Here is a 21,290-nt window from a genome sequence, read left to right as displayed (position 1 = left end):
AATCAAGCGGATAAATGCTCGAAAACGTTTCTTCAATGAATTGCTCGCCTGGAATCCATGGGTGAAATGAGGTTGATCGAATGGAATGAAAAACGCTGAGCGCGATTTTGTCGAAATCGCGTGTTTGCATTTGTTTTAATTATTACGCCCGCAGCGTGCCGGATGGCAAGATTTTTCGCCGCATGATCGTGTGGGTATTTTCACGGATGAATCAAATTCGTTTCGTATTTCGGGGAGAACCCGTGTGCCGGTCGTATCGGCGGCCGTGCGGTGCGAGGCATTGAGCGGCTGGCCCCTGTTCGCCGGGCTAATGGACGGCTGCCGGCCTCCGCAACACGCGGTTCGTCAGCAGAAACGCGCGAACCGAGGGCCATGTGTCGGGAGACGGTTCTCAAGGTTGAAACAACCGTTCGCGGGGACGTCCGGCGCGCCTGGACGCGCCGGATTCGTCCGTCAAATCAAGGCATTGCGTCGCGGTGTTCAATGATCGCCACCGCGGGCGCCCCGTTAGCGCGATACATTCCTGAAACGAAAAATGCCGTTCCCTGCGAAATGGTCGGGGCTGGCGGCCGCATGCCGCGCGCAATGCGCAGTGGAATATCGCATGGCATGCGGTTTGCGAGATGGGACGCACCGGCGAGCGGTCGACACGATGCAACGATGATGTGGGGGCGGCCAGTTCGTCACAAGCCAGTCGGGGAAGCGGCGATGAACACTATAAGCAGTGGCTTGATCTGCGCGTTTCTAGCGCACCATAGGGGTAGTCGGACTGATTGGGGTAGCGCTTGCGACGCAGTGCCAGCGTCGTCGGTAGCGCCTTGCCGATTTTCCGCCCTCCGCGCGCGTCGCGTGCTGGAGCGGGTGTCGTTTCGCGCGACAACCCGGCGACAGCGATGCTCGCCTTCATTCAGCGCTCCCGGATGGGGCACGCTGTTCGTGCCGGACAGCGTCGCGCCGATTCCTCTTCAACCGTGCAGAGCCGTTTCGATCGCGCCGGGCCAGTGCCGGCGCCGGCCGGATTAGATCGAACGCGCGTCGGCCGGGTTATCCGGAAGGCCTTTCTTCGTCAGCTCAGGGAGCAGACATGTCGTCTGGCTGCAATGCAGGCCCGTCGTCGCCCGGCTGAAGGGCGTATGTCGAGCGGGCGCTGCGTTTTGCGGTAGTCAATACATTCGCTGATTTTCAATTCCGGAAACGGGTGCCGGTGCCGGTATCTGTTTTGGGCGGGGTATTGAAAATCGCGAGCCGGAAAGATGTGTGTGTAATTCCGGTGAATGTAATCGACGATGTTTTTGGTGAATTCAAATGTTCATAAAAATAATAGAAAGCACCTACTCATAAATTTTGGACAACTTAAAAACATAAAACTAGACTTCGGCTGGTAAAAAATAAAAATCCAATTAACGAGCCTGAAATAATTTATTTATTCGATAGCAATCCTTACTTTCAAGGATTGCCCGAGGCAGGAAGATTGATGGCGTGCGATCTTCCATGCTCATTCTCTCCACGCCGTTATGGAGTCGACCATGAAGAAGCTTCTGATTGCAGCAGCAGTTCTGGCGGTTTCGGGTGCAGCGTTTGCAGCGAGCGGCACGATCTCGAGCAGCAACTCGTCGAGCGGTGGCCAGACGATGGCCGGGGTCGCCGGGTTCGGCCACTTCACCGCAACCGATTCCGGCTCGGCACTCGGCGCAGCCGGCGCAATGGCCGGTGGCGGCAGCAGCGGTTCGATCTCGTACACGAACCACACGCAAACGTCGACGGTCGGCGGCTTCGGCTTCGGCGGCGCACAAGCAGGCGGCAGCAGCGGCGCGAACGCGGGCTCGACGGGCTGGACGTATCACCACTAAGCCGCGACGCGTAGCGTTCGTCATTGGCTGGCGGCACGGATGCCGGGTGTTGTTCCGCAAGGGCAGGCCCGGCTCCGCCACCGTCGAACTTCCTCACAGCAAGGAATTGCTATGAAAGCCAAAGTCATGTTAGCGACAGCGCTCACCGTCATTTCGTCCGCTGCGTTGGCGGCCGGATCGTCCACGACCAACCAGACGCAATCCGTTGCGGCGGGTGTTTCCGGTTCGGTGCTGGTCGGCTCCGGCAGCTATACCAGCAATTCGACCTCGACGGCCGGCGCGAATGCAGGAAGTACCGTGACACCCGCCGGCTCCGCCGGCACGGCGTCCGCTTTTCACAACTCGACTTCGACGGCCAGCGGCTGGGGCACGAACGGGGGCGCGTTCGCGGCGGGCGGCGGTATCGGTGCCGCGGGCTCGTTCGCCGGAAACGGCAGCACGAACGAGAACGCGAATGCGCTTTCGGGAGGGGTGACCGCCACGATCGTACTCGGCGCGAACCACTACACGGCCACGGGCGCGAACGACCACGGTATCGCCAACGCGGGCGCCGTGGGGTGGACGGGCAGTGGCGGGTCGGGCGCGATCGCGGGCTCGAATCACTACAACTCGTCGACCGTGTGGAGTACTGGTCCGGCCGGTTCGCCGTCCGCATCGGGCGGAAGCCAGGGAGACTCGAGCGCGACCGGGAGCAGTCATTAGTCAGGTGTGGGGGGACCAGTTTCCCAGCGACGCTGGTCTCTTTTCCGCATCGTTGTCACGTAAGGAGTTGGCATGAAGCAGAACCTGATTGCCGCCGCTCTGATGCTCGCGTCTCTGACGGCGTATGGCGCTGACCGTGCTGCCGATGGTGGGCAATCGAATATGCAGACGTCAAACAACCCTTCTCAGACAACCAAACCGTCAGAACAACAAACGCTTTCGTCGGGCAGTGCCATCGGCGGACCGGACACCCAGCAATGGCAGGGCATGTCGGCCGGCTCGTGGTCCCAGCTGGGCAGCGGCTGGAAGCAGTTCGGGGAAGCAGCGAAAACTGAAGGCATTCAGGGGAATTAGTACGGTTGCCTGGGTGGGAGGTCAAACCTCGTCCGGAGAGTGAAATGAACAGCAACAGGATCAAGGTGGCATGTGCGGCGATGTTCGCGATGACCACGATCGGCGCCCACGCGCAAACCGCCGATTCGACGTCGAGCGCGCAATCGTCGACATCGTCGACGGCGATCAGCCAGGGCGGCGGTTCGAGCATGAACACGAATACGACGAGTTCGCGCGGCGGGAATGCCACCAGCTCCAGCGGGGTGCGCGGCAGCGGCAATTCGAGCGTGAACGTCAACGTGACGATGCCGTCCGGCACCGCCGGCGGCAACGTGACGCCGCAGAGCACGAATGCGCTCGCGACCGGCGCGCCGGGCAGCAGCCCGTACAACACCCAGGCGACGGAAAACGTCAATTACTCCGGCACGCAGACGATCAAGACGAATCCGTCGATCCAGGCGCCCGGCCTCACGACCACGCTGTCCGATACCTGCATGGGCTCGGTGAGCGTCGGCGTGTCGTTCCCGGGGTTCGGCGCGACGGGCGGCACGACGCTCGTCGACCAGGCCTGCGTGCGGCGTCTCGATGCGCGTGAATTCCGTGCGATGGGTCTGACCGACGTGGCGCTCGCGCTGCTGTGCCAGAGCGATGCGAACCGGCGCGCGGTGGAAGCGACCGGGCACCTGTGCCCGGGCACGACCGCGCCGCTCGCGCGTTCGAACGTGGCGCCCAGCGTCGAAGCGACCGTCGCGGACGACATCAAGTATCGCGATCCGATCGTGCGCGACCGGATGGGCCTGCCGCCGCTCGGCTCGGCCGCGCCGGCGCCCGCGCCGACGCGCCCGATCGAGACGGCCTCGATGCGCGCTGCGCCGGTTTCGGTGCCGGTCCCGGTGCCGGTGCCGGCGATGGCGCCTGTCGCCGCCACGCCGGCAGTGGCGATGCCGGCCGTTGCCGCAGCCGCACCGGCGGTTGCCGCGCCTGCCATCGCCGCCACCTCGCCCGCGGCATCGGTCGTACCGGCCGCCGCGATGGCCGCCGTGCCGGCAGCAGCCGTCATCGCCGCGCCGGCTGTGGCGGACAAGGCATCGCCGGCGCCTGCCCCGGCAGTTGCCGACAAGACCCCCGAGCCAGTGCCTGCCGTCGCGGACAGGACCCCCGAGCCCGTGCCTGCCGTCGTCGCCAAGACGCCCGAGCCTGCACAGCCCGTCGCGGTCCAAGCACCGGAGCCGATGCCGGCCGCGACCGACCCGGTGCAGGCCGCAGGCGAGTCGGTTGCCGAACCGATGCCGGCGGCTGCCGTCGTCGCGGCGCCGGTTGCCGACGCGAAGGCTGCCGAGCCGGCGCCGGAGGCGACTGCCGCAGCGCCTGCACCGGCGGCCGCGCAGCCTGCCGTCGCCGCGATGCCCGCCGACATGCCGGCAGCGGACGCGAAAGTGCCGGACGCGGTCGAATCCGCGGCCGCGGTGGCTGCGTCGCCCGCAAACGTGCCGGCGCTGACCGATCCCGCGCAAGCGTTGTCGCCCGCCGCGGTCGACCAGCACGCTGCACCGGCCGCGCCGGCGCCGACCGTCATCTCGACGAGCACCTCGTCGTAGGCATGCGGCCGGTCTGCCGTGCGACCGGAGCACCGGTCGCACGGCCGCCGCCGGGCCCGATGCCCGACGGTCTTTTCCGGTTTGACGGGTGTTGTTCCCCTCCCCGAGGTCAACACCTCTTTTTGCGTGACGAGGATGCAAGGAGGCCTCAATCATGAGGATCTTTTTGGTCGCTTTGTGGCTGGCCAGCGCGCAGGCCGCTGCGCAGTCGGTTTTCCAGAATCCCGCGGTCTTCGTCATCCTGAGCGAGCAGACCCTCGCGAACGCCGCGAGCGTCCAGCAGGCGCTGTCGACGCTCGGCCGTGCCGACAACACGGCATGCGCGCCGATGATGATGATCGGCGATCCGCAGATGGTCTACATGATGCCGGAAGCCGGTCACGCGCCGTCGTGGCAATCGCCGGTGTACGGCCGCGGTGCGCCGTTCGACGCGCGGAACGGGCCGAAGCCGACCGGCAAGGCGGTCGGCGCGATGCAGCACACCGAGGACATGCAGACGCAACCGTGGAGCGACGGCAGTGCGATCACGCAGAAGATCGCGGGCGAGTCGAGCGTCACGGCGGCGGACCGGGTCAACGAATGGCGGCACGCCGGGCTCGACAGGATCGAGACGGCCCGCGCGTCGGACGTGACGGTGAACGGCAAGACCTACCGCGCCTATCGCGACGATCTCAACGGAGCGGCGAAGCCCGTCATCGAGCCGCAGATCTACACGCAGCGCGTCGTGTTCTGCCGATAAAGCGGTGCCGATTCGCGGACGCAGCGGCGCCGCGCCGCGGGGCCACGCGCCCCGCCACGCGCGATCGGGCAACGGCTGCTCCGATACACAACCTTATGCGGCGAGGCAATCGTGAACCATTGCTGTCAGCTCGGCATGCCGGGCCCGCAGGATGTCGAACGGCAGGTGAGCACGCTGCCGCTCCTCGCGCTCCGGCGCACGCCCGTCGCGCCGTCGCGGCCGCTCGTCTACCTGTCGCGGCAGCACGATGCCGCGCTCGTCGATTCGCTCGCGTCGCGCGGCTGGGAAGTGTGGCGCGCAAAAACCGTGGCGGACGCGCTGAATCTCGTCAAGGCGAACCGTCCGCATGCGGGCATCGTCGATTTCGGCAGCTTCGCGTCGCCCGACGTCGCGTCGTTCGAGGCGCTGCTGCGTGACCCGCGCGTCGGCTGGGTCGCGCTCGTCGACGGCGAGCGGCTGCGCAACATCACGATCGCGCGGCTGATCCGCCATTGCTGCTTCGACTACGTGCGCAATGCGGCGGCCTACACGACGATCGGCTATCTCGTCGGCCATGCATACGGGATGCTCGAGCTCGCGGACGGCGACCCGGCCGCGGAGCCGCCGCCGCCCGGCGGCGCGATGATCGGTGCGTGCGACGCGATGCGCCGGCTGTTCGCGACGATCCGCAAGGTCGCGAACACCGACGCGACCGTGTTCATTGCCGGCGAATCCGGCACCGGCAAGGAGCTGACGGCGGCGGCGATCCACCGGCAGTCGTCGCGTGCGGACGCACCGTTCGTCGCCGTGAACTGCGCGGCCATCCCGACGATGCTGCTGCAGGCCGAACTGTTCGGGCACGAGCGCGGCGCATTCACCGGCGCGCACCAGCGCAAGATCGGCCGCATCGAAGCCGCGCACGGCGGCACGCTGTTTCTCGACGAAATCGGCGACATGCCGTTCGAGAGCCAGGCGAGCCTGCTGCGGTTCCTGCAGGAGGGCAAGATCGAGCGGCTCGGCGGGCACGGGTCGATTCCGGTCGACGTGCGGATCGTGGCGGCGACCCACGTCGATCTCGACGCCGCGATGCAGGCCGGGCGATTCCGCGCCGACCTGTACTACCGCCTGTGCGTGCTGCGCATCGACGAGCCGCCGCTGCGCATGCGCGGCCGCGACATCATGCTGCTCGCCGATGACGTGCTGCGGCGCTATCGCGGCGACGGCTCGTACCGGATTCGCGGCTTCACGGCGTGCGCGATCGAGGCGATCCACAACTACCCGTGGCCCGGCAACGTGCGCGAGCTGATCAACCGGATCCGCTTTGCGGTCGTGATGACGAGCGGCCCGCTGATCTCGGCCGCCGATCTCGAGCTGCGCCCGTACACGTCGTTGCGGCTGCCGACGCTCGCGCAGGCGCGTCGGCAGGCCGAGCGGCACGCGATCGAGGAAACCCTGCGGCGTCACCGCCGCCAGCATGCGGATGCCGCGGCGGAGCTCGGCATCTCGCGCGCGACGCTGTACCGTCTGATGACCGCGCACGGGCTGCATGGCTGACGCGCCGCGGTGCGCGGGTGCGCTCAAGACCTCGCGGCGGCGGCCGTTAAAACACGAAACGGCCCCGGCCGGAACGCGCGCATCGATCCGCGCGCACCCGGCACGCGGCGCATCACGCTTATCCGAGGTTACCGTGGCAGAGTGCAGTCAGTGCGGCAGGACGTTCCTGGTCGGCGGTCGGTCGATCGACGGCCGCCGCTATTGCAGTCCGGTGTGCGCGCAGGCGCATCCGGTCGTCGTCGAGGCCGAACGGGTGCCCGACGCGAAGGTCCGGCAGTACGTCGACGACTGGCGCTACGGGCCCTGTCCGATCTGCCTGCGCGAAGGGCAGCCGGTGGACGTCCATGCGTCGCATCGCGTCGTGTCGCTCGTATTCGTCACGCGCTGGGCGACGCGGCGCCACGTGTGCTGCCGCCGCTGCGGCCGCAGGAAGCAGGCGGTCGCGCTGCTCGCGTCGGCCACGCTCGGCTGGTGGGGGCTGCCGTGGGGCATCGTGCTGACGCCGATCCAGCTCGCGCGCAACCTGCTGGGCCTGGCCGCACGCGATCCCGAGGCCGCGACGCCGCAGTTCGAGGCGCTCGTGCGGCGCAAGCTGGCCGCCCGCCGGCTCGCGCGTGCGCAGCAGGGCGCCGGCGCCTGATCGCTTACTCAGGCCGGCCGGTCGAAGCCCGATGCGGCCCAGCGTTCGGCGCTGGCCTTGTTGAGCTTGAACCCGGCCGATACCTTCGCTTCGGCCAGCAGCTCGCCATACGGATCGAACGCCTTGAGCTGCGCATACGGCTCGAACTCGTCCGGCACGATGTCGAGCGTCACCGACACGTCCTGTCCGGCTTCGTCCTGCACCGTCACTTCCTTGTGCAGCATCGCGCGCCGCTGCTGTTCGTGCCGCATCAGCACTTCGGTCGCGGTCTTCACGAGCGTGCGGAACGCGTTCGCGTCCATCGGCTTCGGGTTCTTCTTGTCGCGGCCCATGGTCCACGGCCCGACCAGCGCGGGCTCGGACTCGCCGTCCTTGACCATCTCGACGGCCCAGCCGTCGTCGTCTTCGTTCTTGATGATGCGGGCCGTCCAGCCGTTGTCGCGCCAGAGGCCGTCTTCGTGGATGGAGGTGTCGTCGGATTGCAGGTCGGAATCGGTCATGAGCAAAGCGGGGAGATCGGGCAAGCCGGCGAGGGGCGGTGGCGCGCGGCCGGCATCGGCGCGTCGCTCGCCGCCGGCGGGCCGGGGTGGCATGCAAATGCGCAATTTTACCTGCTGGCCGGACGTGCGGCGCGCGACGCCGGCCATCGGGCCGATGCCGCGACGGTCGAGCGCCGGCCGCCGGACGTAGAACCGGCGCAAATATCAAACGAGTATTACGTCTTCGGCAGCCAATTCGTACGCCGTCCGATATCGCGCGCGTGCATACGTTCATAGAATCGACCTTCAGGCTAAAAATCGCCTGAATGTCCTTTCAACGCCCCACCGGTCGCGCGCGTTCCGCGCGGCGCGGCCGGTGAACCACCAGGAACTCCGCATGAGGAAATTCAATGTTCGCATCGTCTTCGCGTACGACTGGCCGTTGACGCTGGCCGGTATCGAGCAGATCGCAGGCGGCGCCTGCGCGATCGAGCTCGCCGCGGTCTACCGGAGCGCGGCCGAACTGGTCGCGTCGCTCGGCGGCGTCGATTGCGACGTCGTGCTGGTCGACTATGCGATTCCCGGCGACGCGCAGATGGACGGCCTCGCGCTGTTCGACTGGCTGCGCCGCACGCGGCCGAACGTCGGGATCGTCGCGCTGGTCGCGAACGAGAATCCGCTGATCTTCCGGTCGATCTCCGCGATCGGCGGCGTGAGTGTCGTCAGCAAGCTCGACGAGGTTGGCCATATCGTCACGGCGATCCATTCGAGCTACAGCGGCGCGGCCTACCTGTCGCCGTCCGTGCGCCGCGCGGTCGATGCGCTCGGCACGCGCGGCGACCCGCCCGTGAAACTGTCGGCGCGCGAAATCGAGGTGATTCGCCTGTATCTGTCGGGCGTGCCGATCAAGACCATCGCGCAGCGCCTGAGCAAGGGCAAGCAGACGGTCAGCGCGCAGAAGATCAGTGCGATGAAGAAGCTCGGCGCGAGCAACGACGTCGAGCTGATCCAGCGCGCGGCGGGGCTGGGGCTCGGCAGCGGCGAGGCCGCGCTGCGGGCGGGCAACGCGGCGTGAGTGCAGGGCGGGGCGCCGTCAAGCCGGCAACGCGAACCGCGTCACCGCGTCGCGCAGCGCCTCGGCCTGATCGCGCAGCGAATGCGCGGCCGCCGCGGCCTGTTCGACGAGTGCCGCGTTCTGCTGCGTGACCTGATCCATCTCGCCTACCGCGCGGTTGACCTGCTCGATCCCGGCGCTCTGCTCGCGCGATGCGTGACTGATTTCGTCGAGGATCTCGTTCACGCGCCGCACCGACTGCACGATCTCGGCCATCGTTTCGCCCGCATGCGTGACGAGCGTCGCGCCGTGCTGGACCGTCTCGTTCGACGACACGATCAGCGACTTGATCTCCTTGGCCGCCGTCGCCGAGCGTTGCGCGAGCGAGCGCACTTCGGCCGCGACCACCGCGAAGCCGCGGCCCTGTTCGCCCGCGCGGGCCGCTTCGACGGCCGCGTTCAGCGCGAGGATGTTGGTCTGGAATGCGATCCCGTCGATCACACCGATGATGTCGCCGATCTTGTGCGAGCGGTCGGTGATCTCGTTCATCGTACGCACGACGTCGTCGACCACCGCGCTGCCGCGCGTCGCGACCTGCGCGGCCTGGCCGGCGAGCGACGCGGCCTGCTCGGCGCTGTCCGCGTTCTGCTTCACGTTCGCGGTCATCTCGTCCATGCTCGACGCGGTCTGCACGAGCGCGGCCGCCTGTTCCTCGGTGCGCTGCGACAGGTCCGTGTTGCCGGAGGCGATCTCGCTCGCGCCGACGTTGATGTTCTCGGTGCCCGTCCGGACGCGCGACACCATGTCGATCAGCCCGCCCTGCATCGTGTGCAATGCATGCAGCAGGCTGCCGCGATCGTCGTGCTTCACGCTCACGCGGGCGGTCAGGTCGCCCTGAGCGATGCGCTGCGCGGCGTCGAGCGCCGTTTCGAGCTCGCCGCCGAGGCTCGCGCGCACGCTTTTCAGCACCAGCACCATCACGGCCGTCGCGATCGCGCCGAGCACGGCCGTCATCGCCAGCCAGCGGCCGATGCTCGCGAGCACCGCCGAGCGCACGTCGTTCATGTACATACCGGTCACCAGATACCAGTCCCACGGCGCGAAGCGCTGCACGGCGCTGGTCTTCTCCTGCGGCTTGTCCGCACCCGGTTTCGGCCACAGATATTCGACGAAGCCCTTGCCGCCTTCCGCGTTGCCGGCCTTCACGATCTCGACGAACAGGTGCTGGCCGTTCGGGTCGGTGAAATTCGACACGTCCTTGCCGTTGAGCTCGGTCTTGATCGGATGCATCACGATCACCGGCTTCGAATCGTTGACGGAGATGTAGCCGTCGGCGCCGTGGCGCATCGCGGCGATCGCCTCGAGCGCCTTCTGCTTCGCGTCGGCTTCCGGCATCGCGTTCTGCTGCGACAGCTTGTAGTAATGGTCGGTCACGCTCGCGGCCTGCGCGACCAGCGACGCAAGCTGGTCGCGGCGGTCCGCGATCATCGACGCGCGGGTCTGCCATGCGCCGAGCCCGGCGATCACGAGCAGGCCGAGCCACAGGATGACGATCATCGAGGCGAGTTTCTGATTCAGGGAAAGGTTGCGCATGGTATGAGGTCGGTCAGTCGAGGAAGCTCGCCGGGACGGCGTGACGGGGTAAGTGTCTTGACGGCGCGCGATGCGCGTCGCCGTAGACGGGAAATCCCTTAGACGCCGTCATTTCCCGATGCCCGCGACGCGGGCGCGGGCATCTATGCATATGCATAAAAGTGACCGCTATACTGTCGGGCGATGGCGTATGCGTCGCGCCCGCACGGGCGGCGGCGCGACACCGAACGAAACCGAAAGGAGGCAACGATGCGGATTCTGGTGGTAGGGGCCGGCGCGGTCGGCGGGTACTTCGGCGGCCGGCTGGCCGCGGCGGGACGCGACGTGACGTTCCTGGTGCGCGACGGCCGCGCGGCCGCGCTTGCGCGCGACGGGCTGCTGATCCGCAGCCCGCGCGGCGACCTGACGCTCGCGAACGTGCAGACCGTGCGCGCGGGCGACGCGGGCGCCGGCGTCGCGCCGTTCGATCTCGTGCTGCTGAGCTGCAAGGCGTACAGCCTCGACGATGCGATTCTGTCGTTCGCCCCGTTCGTCGGGCCGCAGACGCTGATCCTGCCGATGCTCAACGGGATGCGCCACCTCGACGTGCTGCGCGAGCGCTTCGGCGCCGCCAGGGTGCTCGGCGGGTTGTGCGTGATCGCGGCGACGCTCGATCGCGAGCAGCGCATCGTGCACCTGAACGACACGCACGGCGTGTCGTTCGGCGAGCTTGCCGGCGGCGAATCGCCGCGCGTGCGTGCGGTGGCCGACGTGCTCGGCGGCGCAGGCTTCGACGCGACGCTCAGCGACGATATCGCCGCGCGGATGTGGGAGAAGTGGGTGTTCCTCGCGACGCTCGCCGCGAGCACGTCGCTGTTTCGCGGTTCGGTCGGCGACATTCTCGCCGCGCCGGACGGCCGCCGCCTGCTCGAAACGATGCTCGCCGAATGCAGCGCGATCGCCGAACACAACGGCTACCGGCCCGACTCGTCGGCCAGTGAGCGGATGCAGCGGATGGTGCTCACGCCGTCGCCGCTGACCGCGTCGATGCTGCGCGACGTCGAGAACCATGCGCGCGTCGAAGCCGATCACGTGATCGGCGACCTGCTCGCGCGGCGCGACCCGCAGGCGGCCGATGCGTTGTCGCTGCTGCGGATCGCGTACAACCATCTGAAGGCGTACGAGGTGCGCACGGCACGCGAGCACGCGGCGGCGTAAGCCGGCGCGGGCGACCGGCGCGGGCAGCCGTCCGCGCGATTGCGCGCCGCAACAAATTTGCCGTCCGGCGCCGTTCATGGCCGGATTGCGCAAAAAAGTATCGGAAATCAGGCGTAAAGTTGGTGGAGTCGCGCGCTCGATCGACCTACATTGCTTCCCATGCGACCGGTCCGCATCGCCGTGCGAAACCGCCGGCGGACGCGCGAACGAGCCGAACAGGCCGGCCAGCGATACATGGGAATGGAGACGCCAACATGATGCACCCCGATCTCGAAGTGGTCGAAGTGCGACGCGACGAGTCGTTCAAGGTCTGGTCGCACGGCTATCCGTATCGCACGATCCGCTGGCATTTCCATCCCGAATTCGAGCTGCACCTGATCGTCGCGACGCGCGGCAAGTATTTCGTCGGCGATCACATCGGCTCGTTCGAGCCCGGCCATCTCGTGCTGCTCGGCCCGAACCTGCCGCACAACTGGGTCAGCGACATGGCCGAAGGCGAAACCGTCGAGCGGCGCAATCTCGTGATCCAGTTCGATCCGTCCTTCGTGCGCCGCTGCATGGACGCGTTTCCCGAATGTCGCGACGCGCAGACGCTGCTCGACGATGCGCGGCGCGGGGTCGGCTTCGACGCGGCGACGAGCGCCGCGATCGCACCGCTGTTCGACGCGTTGCTGACCGCGCGCGGCATGCGCCGCATCGCGCTGTTCATGACGATCCTTGAGCGGCTGTGCGGCGCGGCCGAACGCACGCTGCTCGCGAGCCCCGCATACGACCAGGCCGACGTCACGCCGACGCGGCTCAGTCACGCGCTGTCGTATATCGGCAAGAACCTCGCCTCCGAGCTGCGCGAATCCGATCTCGCGCAGCTGACCGGGCAGAGCGTCAGCGCGTTCTCGCGCGCATTCCATCGCCACACGGGCATGCCGTTCGTCCAGTACGTGAATCGTCTGCGCATTGAATCCGCGTGCCAGATGCTGCTCGCCGACGACGCGAGCATCACCGACGTCTGTTTCCAGGCCGGCTTCAACAACGTGTCGAACTTCAACCGCCAGTTCCGCGCGGTGAAGGGGATGGCGCCGTCCGAATTCCGCGCGCTGCAGCGCCTGAACGCGCGCAGCCGCGAGCTGGCGCTGCATGCGGCACCCACCGGCAATCCGCTGCCGCCGCGCGTGCTGACGCCCGGTGCACCCGAGCTCGCGCCGCAGCCCGGATGATCGCCGGGCCGCCGCCCGCCCGAGTTTTCTCCGTCGTTTTACCCAGCCGATCGCGTCGCTCACGTCGCGAGGGGCGCATTCACCCACGAAAAAGCCGCACACAATTTTGGAGACACCGTCATGACGCACGCATCGCCCGCTTCATCCACCCGCCGCGCCGCCCGCGTGGCGACCGTTGCCGCGCTCGCCGTCGCGGCCCTGCTGCCCGCCGCCGCCGCGCAGGCCGCGCCGCTGCGCATCGGCATGACGTTCCAGGAACTGAACAACCCGTATTTCGTGACGATGCAGAAGGCGCTGAACGACGCGGCCGCGTCGATCGGCGCGCAGGTCGTCGTCACCGACGCGCATCACGACGTCAGCAAGCAGGTGAGCGACGTCGAGGACATGCTGCAGAAGAAGATCGACATCCTGCTCGTGAACCCGACCGATTCGACCGGCATCCAGTCGGCGATCACGCAAGCGAAGAAGGCGGGCGCGGTGGTCGTGGCCGTCGATGCGAATGCGAACGGCCCGGTCGATTCGTTCGTCGGCTCGAAGAATTACGACGCGGGCGTGATGTCGTGCGAATACCTCGCGAAGGCGATCGGCGGCAGCGGCGAGGTCGCGATCCTCGACGGCATTCCGGTCGTGCCGATTCTCGAACGCGTGCGCGGCTGCAAGGCCGGCCTCGCGAAATTCCCGAACGTGAAGCTCGTCGACACGCAGAACGGCAAGCAGGAGCGCGCGACCGCGCTGTCGGTCACCGAAAACATGATTTCCGCGCATCCGAACCTGAAGGGCATCTTCAGCGTGAACGACGGCGGCTCGATGGGCGCGCTCGCCGCGATCGAGGGGTCCGGCAAGGACATCAAGCTGACGAGCGTCGATGGCGCACCCGAGGCGGTCGCCGCGATCCAGAAGCCGAACTCGAAGTTCATCGAGACGACCGCGCAGTTCCCGGCCGACCAGGTGCGCATCGCGCTCGGCATCGCGATCGCGCGCAAGTGGGGCGCGACGGTGCCGAAGGCGATCCCGGTCGACGTGAAGGTCGTCGATCGCGGCAACGCGAAGGGTTTCAGCTGGTGAGCGACACGCGATACGACGCGAAGGGCGGCGGCGCGGCCGACGCCCTTCGCACGGAGAAGCCGATGGACACGATACTCAGGCTCAGCCACATCACGAAAAGCTTTCCCGGCGTGAAGGCGCTGTCCGACATTCATCTGGAGATCGCGCGCGGCGAGATCCATGCGCTGCTCGGCGAGAACGGCGCGGGAAAATCGACGCTGATGAAGATCCTGTGCGGCATCCACCAGCCGGATGCCGGCACGATCGAGATCGACGGCACCGCGCGCCATTTCGCGGACTATCACGACGCGGTCGCGGCCGGCGTCGGCATCGTGTTCCAGGAATTCAGCCTGATTCCGCACCTCGATGCCGTCGACAACCTGTTCCTCGGCCGCGAGCTGCACACGCGCTGGGGCGCGCGCGACCGCAAGCGGATGCGTGCCGCGGCGGCGAGCCTTTTCGCGCGGCTCGGCGTGGCGATCGATCTCGATGCGCCGATCCGCACGCTGTCGGTCGCGCAGCAGCAGTTCGTCGAGATCGGCAAGGCGCTGTCGCTCGACGCGCGCATCCTGATCCTCGACGAACCGACCGCGACGCTCACGCCGGCCGAGGCCGAGCACCTGTTCGCGATCATGCGCGAGCTGAAGCGGCAGGGCGTCGCGATGATCTTCATCTCGCATCATCTCGACGAAATTTTCGCGGTGTGCGATCGCATCACGGTGCTTCGCGACGGGCAGTACGTCGCGACGACCGACGTCGCGCGCACCGACGTCGAGCAACTGGTGCGGATGATGGTCGGCCGCCGAATCGAAAGCAGCTTTCCGCCGAAGCCGGCGCTGCCGGTCGACGCGCCGGTCGTGCTCGACGTCCATGCGCTGCAGATCGAGCGCGACGGACCGGTGAACAGCTTCGCGCTGCGGGCCGGCGAGATCCTCGGCTTCGCGGGGCTGGTCGGCTCGGGCCGCACGGAAACCGTGCTCGCGGTGATCGGCGCGACGCGCGCGCATCGCAAGGAGTTGCGCGTACGCGGCGCGGCGGCGAAGCTCGCCGATCCGGCCGACGCGCTGCGCGCGGGCATCGGCATCCTGCCGGAAAGCCGCAAGACGGAAGGGCTCGTCACGTCGTTCTCGATCCGCGACAACATCTCGCTGAACAATCTCGGCAAGTACCGGTCGATGCGCTGGCTGATCGACCGGCGCGGCGAGGCGCGTACGACGCACGACGTGATGCGGCGCGTCGGCGTGAAGGCGCCGTCGATCCACACCGAGGTCGCGACGCTGTCCGGCGGCAACCAGCAGAAGGTCGTGATCGCGCGCTGGTTGAACCATCACACGTCGGTGCTGATCTTCGACGAGCCGACGCGCGGCATCGACGTCGGCGCGAAAGCCGAAATCTACGGGCTGATGCGCGAACTCACCGCGCGCGGCTACGCCATCATCATGATCTCGTCCGAATTGCCGGAAATCGTCGGCATGTGCGATCGCGTCGCCGTGTTCCGGCAGGGCCGCATCGAGGCGACGCTCGCCGGCGACGAGATCGATCCCGACACGGTCATGACCTATGCCACGGCCGGCACGCGAGGAGCGACCCATGAACCTGCCTGATTCTTCTTCCACGTCTTCCACGACGCTCGCGGCCACGGCTGCCGATGCGCCGCCGCCCCGCGCGATGTGGGCCCAATTGCGCCGCTCGACGCTGTTCTATCCGCTCGTGGGCCTCATCGTCGTGTGCATCGCGATGATGATCGCGAGCCCGAGCTTCCTGTCCGCCGCGAACCTCGAAAACGTGCTGCGTCAGGTCTCGATCAACGCGATCATCGCGGTCGGCATGACCTGCGTGATCCTGACCGGCGGGATCGATCTGTCGGTCGGCTCGGTGATGGCGCTGTCGGGCACGCTCGCGGCCGGGCTGATGGTCGCGGGCGTCAACGCGGTCGCCGCGCTGGCGATCGGCATCGCGGTCGGCCTCGGCTTCGGCTTCCTGAACGGCGTGTTCGTCGCGTTCGCGGGGATGCCGCCGATCATCGTCACGCTCGCGACGATGGGCATCGCGCGCGGCCTCGCGCTGATCTACACGGGCGGCTATCCGATCGACGGGCTGCCCGACTGGGTCGCGTTCTTCGGCAGCGGCAAGGTGCTCGGCATCCAGGCGCCGGTGCTGATCATGCTGGTGGTCTATGCGATCGCGTGGCTGTTGCTCGACCGGATGCCGTTCGGCCGCTACGTGTATGCGATCGGCGGCAACGAGCAGGCGACGCGGCTCACCGGCGTGCGGGTCGCGCGCGTGAAGCTGATCGTCTACACGCTGGCCGGCGTCACGTCGGCGCTGGCCGCGATCGTGCTGACCGGGCGCCTGATGAGCGGGCAGCCGAACGCCGGCGTGGGCTTCGAGCTCGACGCGATCGCGGCCGTCGTGATGGGCGGCACGTCGATCTCCGGCGGGCGCGGCGCGATTCTCGGCACGCTCGTCGGTGCGCTGCTGCTCGGCGTGCTCAACAACGGGCTCAACATGATCGGCGTGAACCCGTATGTGCAGAACGTGATCAAGGGCGGAATCATCCTGCTCGCGATCTACATCAGCCGCGAGCGATCGCGGTAACGATCCATCAATCAGTCATCCGAATAAATTTGAAGAGAGACAACTCATGACGACACCCGAAGCCCAGCCGCGCATGACCGCGGTCGTCTGCCACGGCCCCGAGGACTATCGCGTCGAACAGGTCGCGAAGCCGCGCCCCGGGACGAACGAACTCGTGATCCGCATCGCCGCGTGCGGCATCTGCGCGAGCGACTGCAAGTGCTATACCGGCGCCAAGATGTTCTGGGGCGGACCGAGCCCGTGGGTGAAGGCGCCGGTGATTCCCGGCCATGAATTCTTCGGCTATGTCGAAGCGCTCGGCGACGGCGCGGCCGAGCATTTCGGCGTGGCGATGGGCGACCGCGTGATCGCCGAGCAGATCGTGCCGTGCGGCAAGTGCCGCTATTGCAAGTCGGGGCAGTACTGGATGTGCGAGGTGCACAACATCTTCGGCTTCCAGCGCGAGGTCGCCGACGGCGGCATGGCAGAGTACATGCGCATTCCGCCGACCGCGATCGTCCACAAGATCCCGCTCGGCGTATCGCTCGAGGATGCGGCGATCATCGAGCCGCTGTCGTGCGCGATCCATACGGTGAACCGCGGCGACGTCCAGCTCGACGATGTCGTCGTGATCGCGGGCGCGGGCCCGCTCGGGCTGATGATGACGCAGGTCGCGCACCTGAAGACGCCGAAGAAACTCGTCGTGATCGACCTGATCGACGAACGGCTCGAACTCGCGCGGCAGTACGGCGCCGACGTGACGATCAACCCGCTGCGCGACGACGCGCGCGAGATCGTCCGCTCACTCACCGACGGCTACGGCTGCGACGTCTACATCGAGACGACCGGCGCACCGGTCGGCGTGAACCAGGGGCTCGACCTGATCCGCAAGCTCGGCCGCTTCGTCGAATTCAGCGTGTTCGGCGAGGATGCGACCGTCGACTGGTCGATCATCGGCGACCGCAAGGAGCTCGACGTACGCGGCGCGCACCTCGGGCCATACTGCTATCCGGTCGCGATCGACCTGCTCGCGCGCGGGCTCGTCACGTCCAAGGGCATCGTCACGCACGGTTTCGCGCTCGAGGACTGGGACGACGCGATCCGCGTCGCGAAATCGCCCGAATCGATCAAGGTGCTGCTGAAGCCGGCCCGCTGACGGCCGGCGTGCGCCTCACCGGAGACATCATGGAATACGTCATAGGCGTCGACATCGGCACGCAGAGCACCAAGGCGCTGCTCGTCGACCGGCACGGCACGATCGTCGCGCGGCGCTCGGCCGGCTACCAGCCCGATACGCCGCGCCCGCTGTGGGCCGAGCAGTGGCCGCAGGTGTGGTTCGACGCGGTGCTCGAATGCATCGCGGGCTGCGTGAGCGACGCGCGTGCGCAGGGCGTGCCGGCCGATGCGATCCGCGCGGTGTGCGTGAGCAGCCTGTACGGCGGCTCGGGCATCCCGGTCGACATCGACATGCGGCCGTTGCATCCGTGCCTGATCTGGATGGACCGGCGCGCGACCGCGGAAGTCGACTGGGTCGACGAGCACGTGAACGTCGAGCGGCTGCGCGTGATCACCGGCAACGGCGTCGACAGCTATTACGGGTTCACCAAGATGCTGTGGCTGCGCGATCAGCGGCCGGACGTATGGGCGAACGTGCGCTATTTCCTGCCGCCGAACGCGTACGTGATCTACCTGCTGACCGGCGAAGTGGCGGTCGATCACAGTTCGGCCGGCAATATCGGCGGCGTGTACGATGTCGCGCGTCGCGAGTGGTCCGACGACGCACTCGACATGCTCGGCATTCCGGCGACGATGATGCCCGAGCGGCTGGTCGATTCGACGGACATCGTCGGCGGCTTGCTGTCGCAATGGACCGCGCAGCTCGGGCTGCCGGCCGGCACGCCCGTCGTCGCGGGTGGCGTCGATGCGGCGGTGGCGACCTTCGCGGCGGGCGCCACGCGTACCGGACAGCACGTCGCGATGATCGGCACCAGCATGTGCTGGGGCTACGTGAACCGGCATGTCGATGCGCGGCATGGCCTCGTCAGCATGCCGCACGTGTTCGACGGGCAGCGCGACCTGTACGTGTTCGGCGGCGCCATCACGGCCGGCGCGTCGGTTGCGTGGTTTCGCGAGCAGTTCTGTCATGCGGAAATCGATGCGGCACGCTTGCTGCCGCATGGCGATCCGCACGTGCTGCTCGAGGAAGCGGCCGAAAGTGTGCCGGCCGGCGCCGACGGCGTGCTGTTCCTGCCGTATCTGATGGGCGAGCGCAGCCCCGTATGGGATGCGAAGGCGAGCGGCGCGTTCGTCGGGCTGAGTCTCGCGCATACGCGTGCGCATCTTTATCGTGCGGTGCTCGAAGGCGTCGCGTTCGCGTTGCGCCACAACATCGAGGCCGGCCGCCGTGGCGCGGTGGCGCTGGACGATCGATTGATCGTCGTCGGCGGCGCCGCGCATTCGGCGCTGTGGATGCAGATCATCGCGGACGTGACGGGTTTTCCGGTGTGGACGATCGAGCAGGACGTCGAAGCCGCGATGGGCGCTGCATTGCTCGCGGGTGTCGGCGCAGGGCTCGTATCGCGCGATGACGCGCAAGGCGGCTGGGTCACGCTCGTCGAGCGCGCACGGCCCGATGCCGACCGCGCGAAAACGTACGATGCGCGTTTTTCGCTCTACACGGCGCTGTATCCGGCACTCAAGCCGATCATGCACAGGCTGGGCACATCATCATGAACACACGATTCGATTTCGGCGGGTCAACGGTGCTCGTCACCGGCGCATCGAGCGGAATCGGCCGCGCGTGCGCGGTCGCGCTGGCGCACGCAGGCGCGCGCGTCGTCGCGGCGGGGCGCGACATGGCCGCGCTCGACACGCTCGCCGGCGAGATTGCGTGCGATACGTTGCGCATGGACGTCGGCGGCGACGAACACGCGATCGATGCCGCACTCGCCGCGTACGATGCGTTCGACGGCCTCGTCAATTGCGCGGGGATCGCGTCGCTCGAACCGGCGCTCGAGGTCGGCGCCGCGCATTTCGATCGCGTGATGGCCGTCAATGCGCGCGGCGCGGCGCTCGTCGCGCGGGCCGTCGCCCGAAAGATGATCGAGCGCGACGCACGCGGCGCGGCGAACGCACGGGGCAGCATCGTCAACGTGTCGAGTCAGGCAGCGCTCGTCGGCCTGCCCGCGCATCTGAGCTATTGCGCATCGAAGGCGGCGATGGACGCGATCACGCGCGTGCTGTGCATCGAACTCGGGCCGCACGGCATTCGTGTGAACAGCGTCAATCCCACCGTCACGCTCACGCCGATGGCGCAGTTCGCATGGAGCGAACCGGAGAAGCGCGCGCCGATGCTGGCCGCGATTCCGCTCGGCCGATTCGCGGAGCCGGACGAAGTCGTCGAACCGATCCTGTTTTTGCTGAGCGATGCGGCGTCGATGATCAGCGGCGTGTCGCTGCCGATCGACGGCGGGTATACGGCGCGCTAGATTCCGTCACGGCAGTAGCGGGTCGCGCTCACGGAGCGGCCGGCGCACGGCTAGACCGGATCCTTGCTCGGCGGTTCGTCCGGCTGCTGCGGGTTGTCGTGATGACCGGGCGGCGACGAGAACGGATCGTTTTCCGGATCGCGGTTCGGGTCGGCCGGTGGCTCGGGCGTCGGGGTCGTGTGGTCGCTCATGGAGAACTCGCGCAGTGCGTGACGGCGGTGGCGCGGCGGATGCGCCTCGTCTCCGTTATAGCCAATCGGGCGCGTGTTTGCAGCGGGATTCTGCGGCAGGTCGTCGATCGTCGGAGAAATCCGCCTATTGGCGGTGTTCATGCGGGATCTTGCGGGCCCGTGCAATCGCGGTCAGCGCAAATCCGCCGGTGTATCGACGTCGCGCAGGATGCCCGGGTCGTCGACGTCGAGCAGTGTCACCGGCGCGCTGGCGAACAGCGCGCGGGCGCCCGTGTCGCCGTCGAGGGCGGCGAGCGCATCGAAGTGATGCGCGGCGAAACCGACCGGATGGCCGCGCACGCCTCGGTGCGCGGGCGCGACGATCGACGCGTCCTCGGCTTCGAGCGCGCGTGTGATCGTTTCGTAAGTGGAAGCCGCGATCCACGGCATGTCGGCGAGCGCGACGAGCCAGCCGCTCGCGTCGGGCGTGGTGCGGACGCCGGCCGCTAGGCTCGCGCCCATGCCGCGCAACGCGTCGGGTGCATAGACGACCTGGCAACCGGCTTCGTTCAGCAGAATCGCAAGCTTTTCGGCGCCGGGACGCACGACGGCGATCACATCGGCGGTGGCGGCCGCGAGACGGCGGGCGGCGGCGACCGCAACCGGCGTGCCGTCGGGAAGCCGTGCGAGCAGCTTGCTGTGCAGGCCGCTCGGGTCGAAGCGTTGACCAAGGCCGCCGGCGAGCAGGACGCCGGTGGCGAGTGACGCATAGGACATCGGCGCGAGGGGAGTGAGGCAGGTGCTGCGATTGTGCGGGAGCACACGGGGATCGGCAAGTGAGGATGTTACCGAGTCACGCGTGTCGGATCGGGAAAACCGTCATCGCGATGTTTCGTCGAGCATGCTTTCCTCGACAGGACCGTAAATTGCGTGCGATTCGTTCTGCATGACGGCCCAATAGCGATCGCCGAACGACCAGTGCCACCATTCGGACGGGTAATTCGTGAAGCCGGCGCGGGTCAGCGTGGCGATCAGCAGCTGGCGATTTCATGTGGTCGGGCGGTTGTTCAGACGAATCG

21 protein-coding genes are annotated in these 21,290 nt (G+C 67.5%); 16 read left to right on the top strand and 5 right to left on the bottom strand.

The window, feature by feature from the left end:
• Positions 1-1,526 precede the first annotated feature (1,526 nt).
• The 7 genes from C4B30_RS04220 to C4B30_RS04190 all read left to right on the top strand — a co-directional run bounded on the left by C4B30_RS04220 (position 1,527) and on the right by C4B30_RS04190 (position 7,395).
• The gene (locus tag C4B30_RS04220) at positions 1,527-1,850 is read left to right on the top strand and encodes a hypothetical protein (RefSeq protein ID WP_027781104.1); all 324 of its coding nucleotides are present in this window, start codon (positions 1,527-1,529) and stop codon (positions 1,848-1,850) included.
• A gap of 111 nt (positions 1,851-1,961) precedes the next feature.
• Complete coding sequence (locus C4B30_RS04215; RefSeq protein ID WP_105131846.1) at positions 1,962-2,552, top strand: hypothetical protein; 591 nt, start codon at positions 1,962-1,964, stop codon at positions 2,550-2,552.
• Between the two features lie 72 nt (positions 2,553-2,624).
• Positions 2,625-2,906 carry a hypothetical protein gene (locus C4B30_RS04210; RefSeq protein ID WP_089502069.1) on the top strand — a complete coding sequence of 94 codons (282 nt, stop codon included), beginning with the start codon at positions 2,625-2,627 and terminating at the stop codon, positions 2,904-2,906.
• A 44-nt stretch (positions 2,907-2,950) separates the two neighbouring features.
• A complete protein-coding gene (locus C4B30_RS04205) occupies positions 2,951-4,483 on the top strand; it encodes a chemotaxis protein CheA (RefSeq protein ID WP_105131845.1) in 1,533 nt (510 codons plus the stop codon).
• Between the two features lie 154 nt (positions 4,484-4,637).
• Complete coding sequence (locus C4B30_RS04200) at positions 4,638-5,222, top strand: hypothetical protein (protein WP_105131844.1); 585 nt, start codon at positions 4,638-4,640, stop codon at positions 5,220-5,222.
• A 135-nt stretch (positions 5,223-5,357) separates the two neighbouring features.
• Positions 5,358-6,755, top strand: coding sequence for a sigma-54 dependent transcriptional regulator (locus tag C4B30_RS04195; RefSeq protein WP_105131843.1), 1,398 nt, complete (start codon positions 5,358-5,360; stop codon positions 6,753-6,755).
• A 133-nt stretch (positions 6,756-6,888) separates the two neighbouring features.
• Positions 6,889-7,395 (top strand): hypothetical protein, encoded by a 507-nt coding sequence (locus tag C4B30_RS04190; protein ID WP_105131842.1) that lies wholly within the window; start codon positions 6,889-6,891, stop codon positions 7,393-7,395.
• Between the two features lie 8 nt (positions 7,396-7,403).
• On the opposite strand, the gene C4B30_RS04185 is transcribed toward C4B30_RS04190, so the two are convergent.
• Entirely contained in the window at positions 7,404-7,895 is a 492-nt protein-coding gene (locus C4B30_RS04185) for a hypothetical protein (protein WP_027781097.1), read from the bottom strand.
• 376 nt (positions 7,896-8,271) lie between these two features.
• On the opposite strand from C4B30_RS04185, the gene C4B30_RS04175 reads away from it, so the two are divergent.
• Complete coding sequence (locus C4B30_RS04175; RefSeq protein ID WP_105131935.1) at positions 8,272-8,949, top strand: response regulator transcription factor; 678 nt, start codon at positions 8,272-8,274, stop codon at positions 8,947-8,949.
• Between the two features lie 18 nt (positions 8,950-8,967).
• Here the strand turns inward: C4B30_RS04175 and C4B30_RS04170 are convergent, their stop codons facing one another.
• The gene (locus tag C4B30_RS04170) at positions 8,968-10,521 is read right to left on the bottom strand and encodes a methyl-accepting chemotaxis protein (protein WP_027781095.1); all 1,554 of its coding nucleotides are present in this window, start codon (positions 10,519-10,521) and stop codon (positions 8,968-8,970) included.
• Positions 10,522-10,770: 249 nt separating this feature from the next.
• On the opposite strand from C4B30_RS04170, the gene panE reads away from it, so the two are divergent.
• The 8 genes from panE to C4B30_RS04130 all read left to right on the top strand — a co-directional run bounded on the left by panE (position 10,771) and on the right by C4B30_RS04130 (position 20,041).
• Positions 10,771-11,718, top strand: coding sequence for a 2-dehydropantoate 2-reductase (panE, locus tag C4B30_RS04165; protein ID WP_027781094.1), 948 nt, complete (start codon positions 10,771-10,773; stop codon positions 11,716-11,718).
• A gap of 254 nt (positions 11,719-11,972) precedes the next feature.
• The gene (locus tag C4B30_RS04160; RefSeq protein ID WP_027781093.1) at positions 11,973-12,932 is read left to right on the top strand and encodes an AraC family transcriptional regulator; all 960 of its coding nucleotides are present in this window, start codon (positions 11,973-11,975) and stop codon (positions 12,930-12,932) included.
• Between the two features lie 120 nt (positions 12,933-13,052).
• A complete protein-coding gene (locus C4B30_RS04155) occupies positions 13,053-13,997 on the top strand; it encodes a substrate-binding domain-containing protein (RefSeq protein WP_089502062.1) in 945 nt (314 codons plus the stop codon).
• 62 nt (positions 13,998-14,059) lie between these two features.
• Complete coding sequence (locus C4B30_RS04150; RefSeq protein WP_105131934.1) at positions 14,060-15,580, top strand: sugar ABC transporter ATP-binding protein; 1,521 nt, start codon at positions 14,060-14,062, stop codon at positions 15,578-15,580.
• Positions 15,567-16,574 (top strand): ABC transporter permease, encoded by a 1,008-nt coding sequence (locus C4B30_RS04145; RefSeq protein WP_105131840.1) that lies wholly within the window; start codon positions 15,567-15,569, stop codon positions 16,572-16,574. The genes C4B30_RS04150 and C4B30_RS04145 overlap by 14 nt, the downstream gene beginning before the upstream one ends.
• A gap of 46 nt (positions 16,575-16,620) precedes the next feature.
• Positions 16,621-17,709 (top strand): alcohol dehydrogenase catalytic domain-containing protein, encoded by a 1,089-nt coding sequence (locus tag C4B30_RS04140; protein ID WP_105131839.1) that lies wholly within the window; start codon positions 16,621-16,623, stop codon positions 17,707-17,709.
• A 29-nt stretch (positions 17,710-17,738) separates the two neighbouring features.
• A complete protein-coding gene (locus C4B30_RS04135; RefSeq protein WP_105131933.1) occupies positions 17,739-19,286 on the top strand; it encodes an FGGY-family carbohydrate kinase in 1,548 nt (515 codons plus the stop codon).
• Positions 19,283-20,041 (top strand): SDR family oxidoreductase, encoded by a 759-nt coding sequence (locus C4B30_RS04130; RefSeq protein ID WP_105131838.1) that lies wholly within the window; start codon positions 19,283-19,285, stop codon positions 20,039-20,041. The genes C4B30_RS04135 and C4B30_RS04130 overlap by 4 nt, the downstream gene beginning before the upstream one ends.
• A 50-nt stretch (positions 20,042-20,091) precedes the next feature.
• Here C4B30_RS04130 and C4B30_RS35570 read toward each other — a convergent pair whose 3' ends face one another.
• The 3 genes from C4B30_RS35570 to C4B30_RS04115 form a co-directional block, all read right to left on the bottom strand.
• Positions 20,092-20,232 (bottom strand): hypothetical protein, encoded by a 141-nt coding sequence (locus tag C4B30_RS35570; RefSeq protein WP_175888605.1) that lies wholly within the window; start codon positions 20,230-20,232, stop codon positions 20,092-20,094.
• A gap of 171 nt (positions 20,233-20,403) precedes the next feature.
• Positions 20,404-20,988 carry a nucleotidyltransferase family protein gene (locus tag C4B30_RS04120; protein ID WP_105131836.1) on the bottom strand — a complete coding sequence of 195 codons (585 nt, stop codon included), beginning with the start codon at positions 20,986-20,988 and terminating at the stop codon, positions 20,404-20,406.
• 102 nt (positions 20,989-21,090) lie between these two features.
• Positions 21,091-21,246, bottom strand: coding sequence for a hypothetical protein (locus C4B30_RS04115; protein WP_325047903.1), 156 nt, complete (start codon positions 21,244-21,246; stop codon positions 21,091-21,093).
• Positions 21,247-21,290: the final 44 nt, after the last annotated feature.

The sequence above is a fragment of the Burkholderia sp. BE12 genome (genome assembly GCF_002959955.1).
Taxonomy (GTDB): Bacteria; Pseudomonadota; Gammaproteobacteria; order Burkholderiales; family Burkholderiaceae; genus Burkholderia.
Note: the sequence above shows the minus strand (reverse complement) of the source record. Positions and strands in the feature narration are given on the sequence as shown.

Bases quoted from the DNA above. Each gene is read 5' to 3' on its own strand.
- C4B30_RS04220 (WP_027781104.1), top strand. From the start codon at position 1,527: ATGAAGAAGCTTCTGATTGCAGCAGCAGTTCTGGCGGTTTCGGGTGCA.
- C4B30_RS04215 (WP_105131846.1), top strand. From the start codon at position 1,962: ATGAAAGCCAAAGTCATGTTAGCGACAGCGCTCACCGTCATTTCGTCC.
- C4B30_RS04210 (WP_089502069.1), top strand. From the start codon at position 2,625: ATGAAGCAGAACCTGATTGCCGCCGCTCTGATGCTCGCGTCTCTGACG.
- C4B30_RS04205 (WP_105131845.1), top strand. From the start codon at position 2,951: ATGAACAGCAACAGGATCAAGGTGGCATGTGCGGCGATGTTCGCGATG.
- C4B30_RS04200 (WP_105131844.1), top strand. From the start codon at position 4,638: ATGAGGATCTTTTTGGTCGCTTTGTGGCTGGCCAGCGCGCAGGCCGCT.
- C4B30_RS04195 (WP_105131843.1), top strand. From the start codon at position 5,358: ATGCCGGGCCCGCAGGATGTCGAACGGCAGGTGAGCACGCTGCCGCTC.
- C4B30_RS04185 (WP_027781097.1), bottom strand. From the start codon at position 7,895: ATGACCGATTCCGACCTGCAATCCGACGACACCTCCATCCACGAAGAC.
- C4B30_RS04175 (WP_105131935.1), top strand. From the start codon at position 8,272: ATGAGGAAATTCAATGTTCGCATCGTCTTCGCGTACGACTGGCCGTTG.
- C4B30_RS04170 (WP_027781095.1), bottom strand. From the start codon at position 10,521: ATGCGCAACCTTTCCCTGAATCAGAAACTCGCCTCGATGATCGTCATC.
- panE (WP_027781094.1), top strand. From the start codon at position 10,771: ATGCGGATTCTGGTGGTAGGGGCCGGCGCGGTCGGCGGGTACTTCGGC.
- C4B30_RS04160 (WP_027781093.1), top strand. From the start codon at position 11,973: ATGATGCACCCCGATCTCGAAGTGGTCGAAGTGCGACGCGACGAGTCG.
- C4B30_RS04155 (WP_089502062.1), top strand. From the start codon at position 13,053: ATGACGCACGCATCGCCCGCTTCATCCACCCGCCGCGCCGCCCGCGTG.
- C4B30_RS04150 (WP_105131934.1), top strand. From the start codon at position 14,060: ATGGACACGATACTCAGGCTCAGCCACATCACGAAAAGCTTTCCCGGC.
- C4B30_RS04145 (WP_105131840.1), top strand. From the start codon at position 15,567: ATGAACCTGCCTGATTCTTCTTCCACGTCTTCCACGACGCTCGCGGCC.
- C4B30_RS04140 (WP_105131839.1), top strand. From the start codon at position 16,621: ATGACGACACCCGAAGCCCAGCCGCGCATGACCGCGGTCGTCTGCCAC.
- C4B30_RS04135 (WP_105131933.1), top strand. From the start codon at position 17,739: ATGGAATACGTCATAGGCGTCGACATCGGCACGCAGAGCACCAAGGCG.
- C4B30_RS04130 (WP_105131838.1), top strand. From the start codon at position 19,283: ATGAACACACGATTCGATTTCGGCGGGTCAACGGTGCTCGTCACCGGC.
- C4B30_RS35570 (WP_175888605.1), bottom strand. From the start codon at position 20,232: ATGAGCGACCACACGACCCCGACGCCCGAGCCACCGGCCGACCCGAAC.
- C4B30_RS04120 (WP_105131836.1), bottom strand. From the start codon at position 20,988: ATGTCCTATGCGTCACTCGCCACCGGCGTCCTGCTCGCCGGCGGCCTT.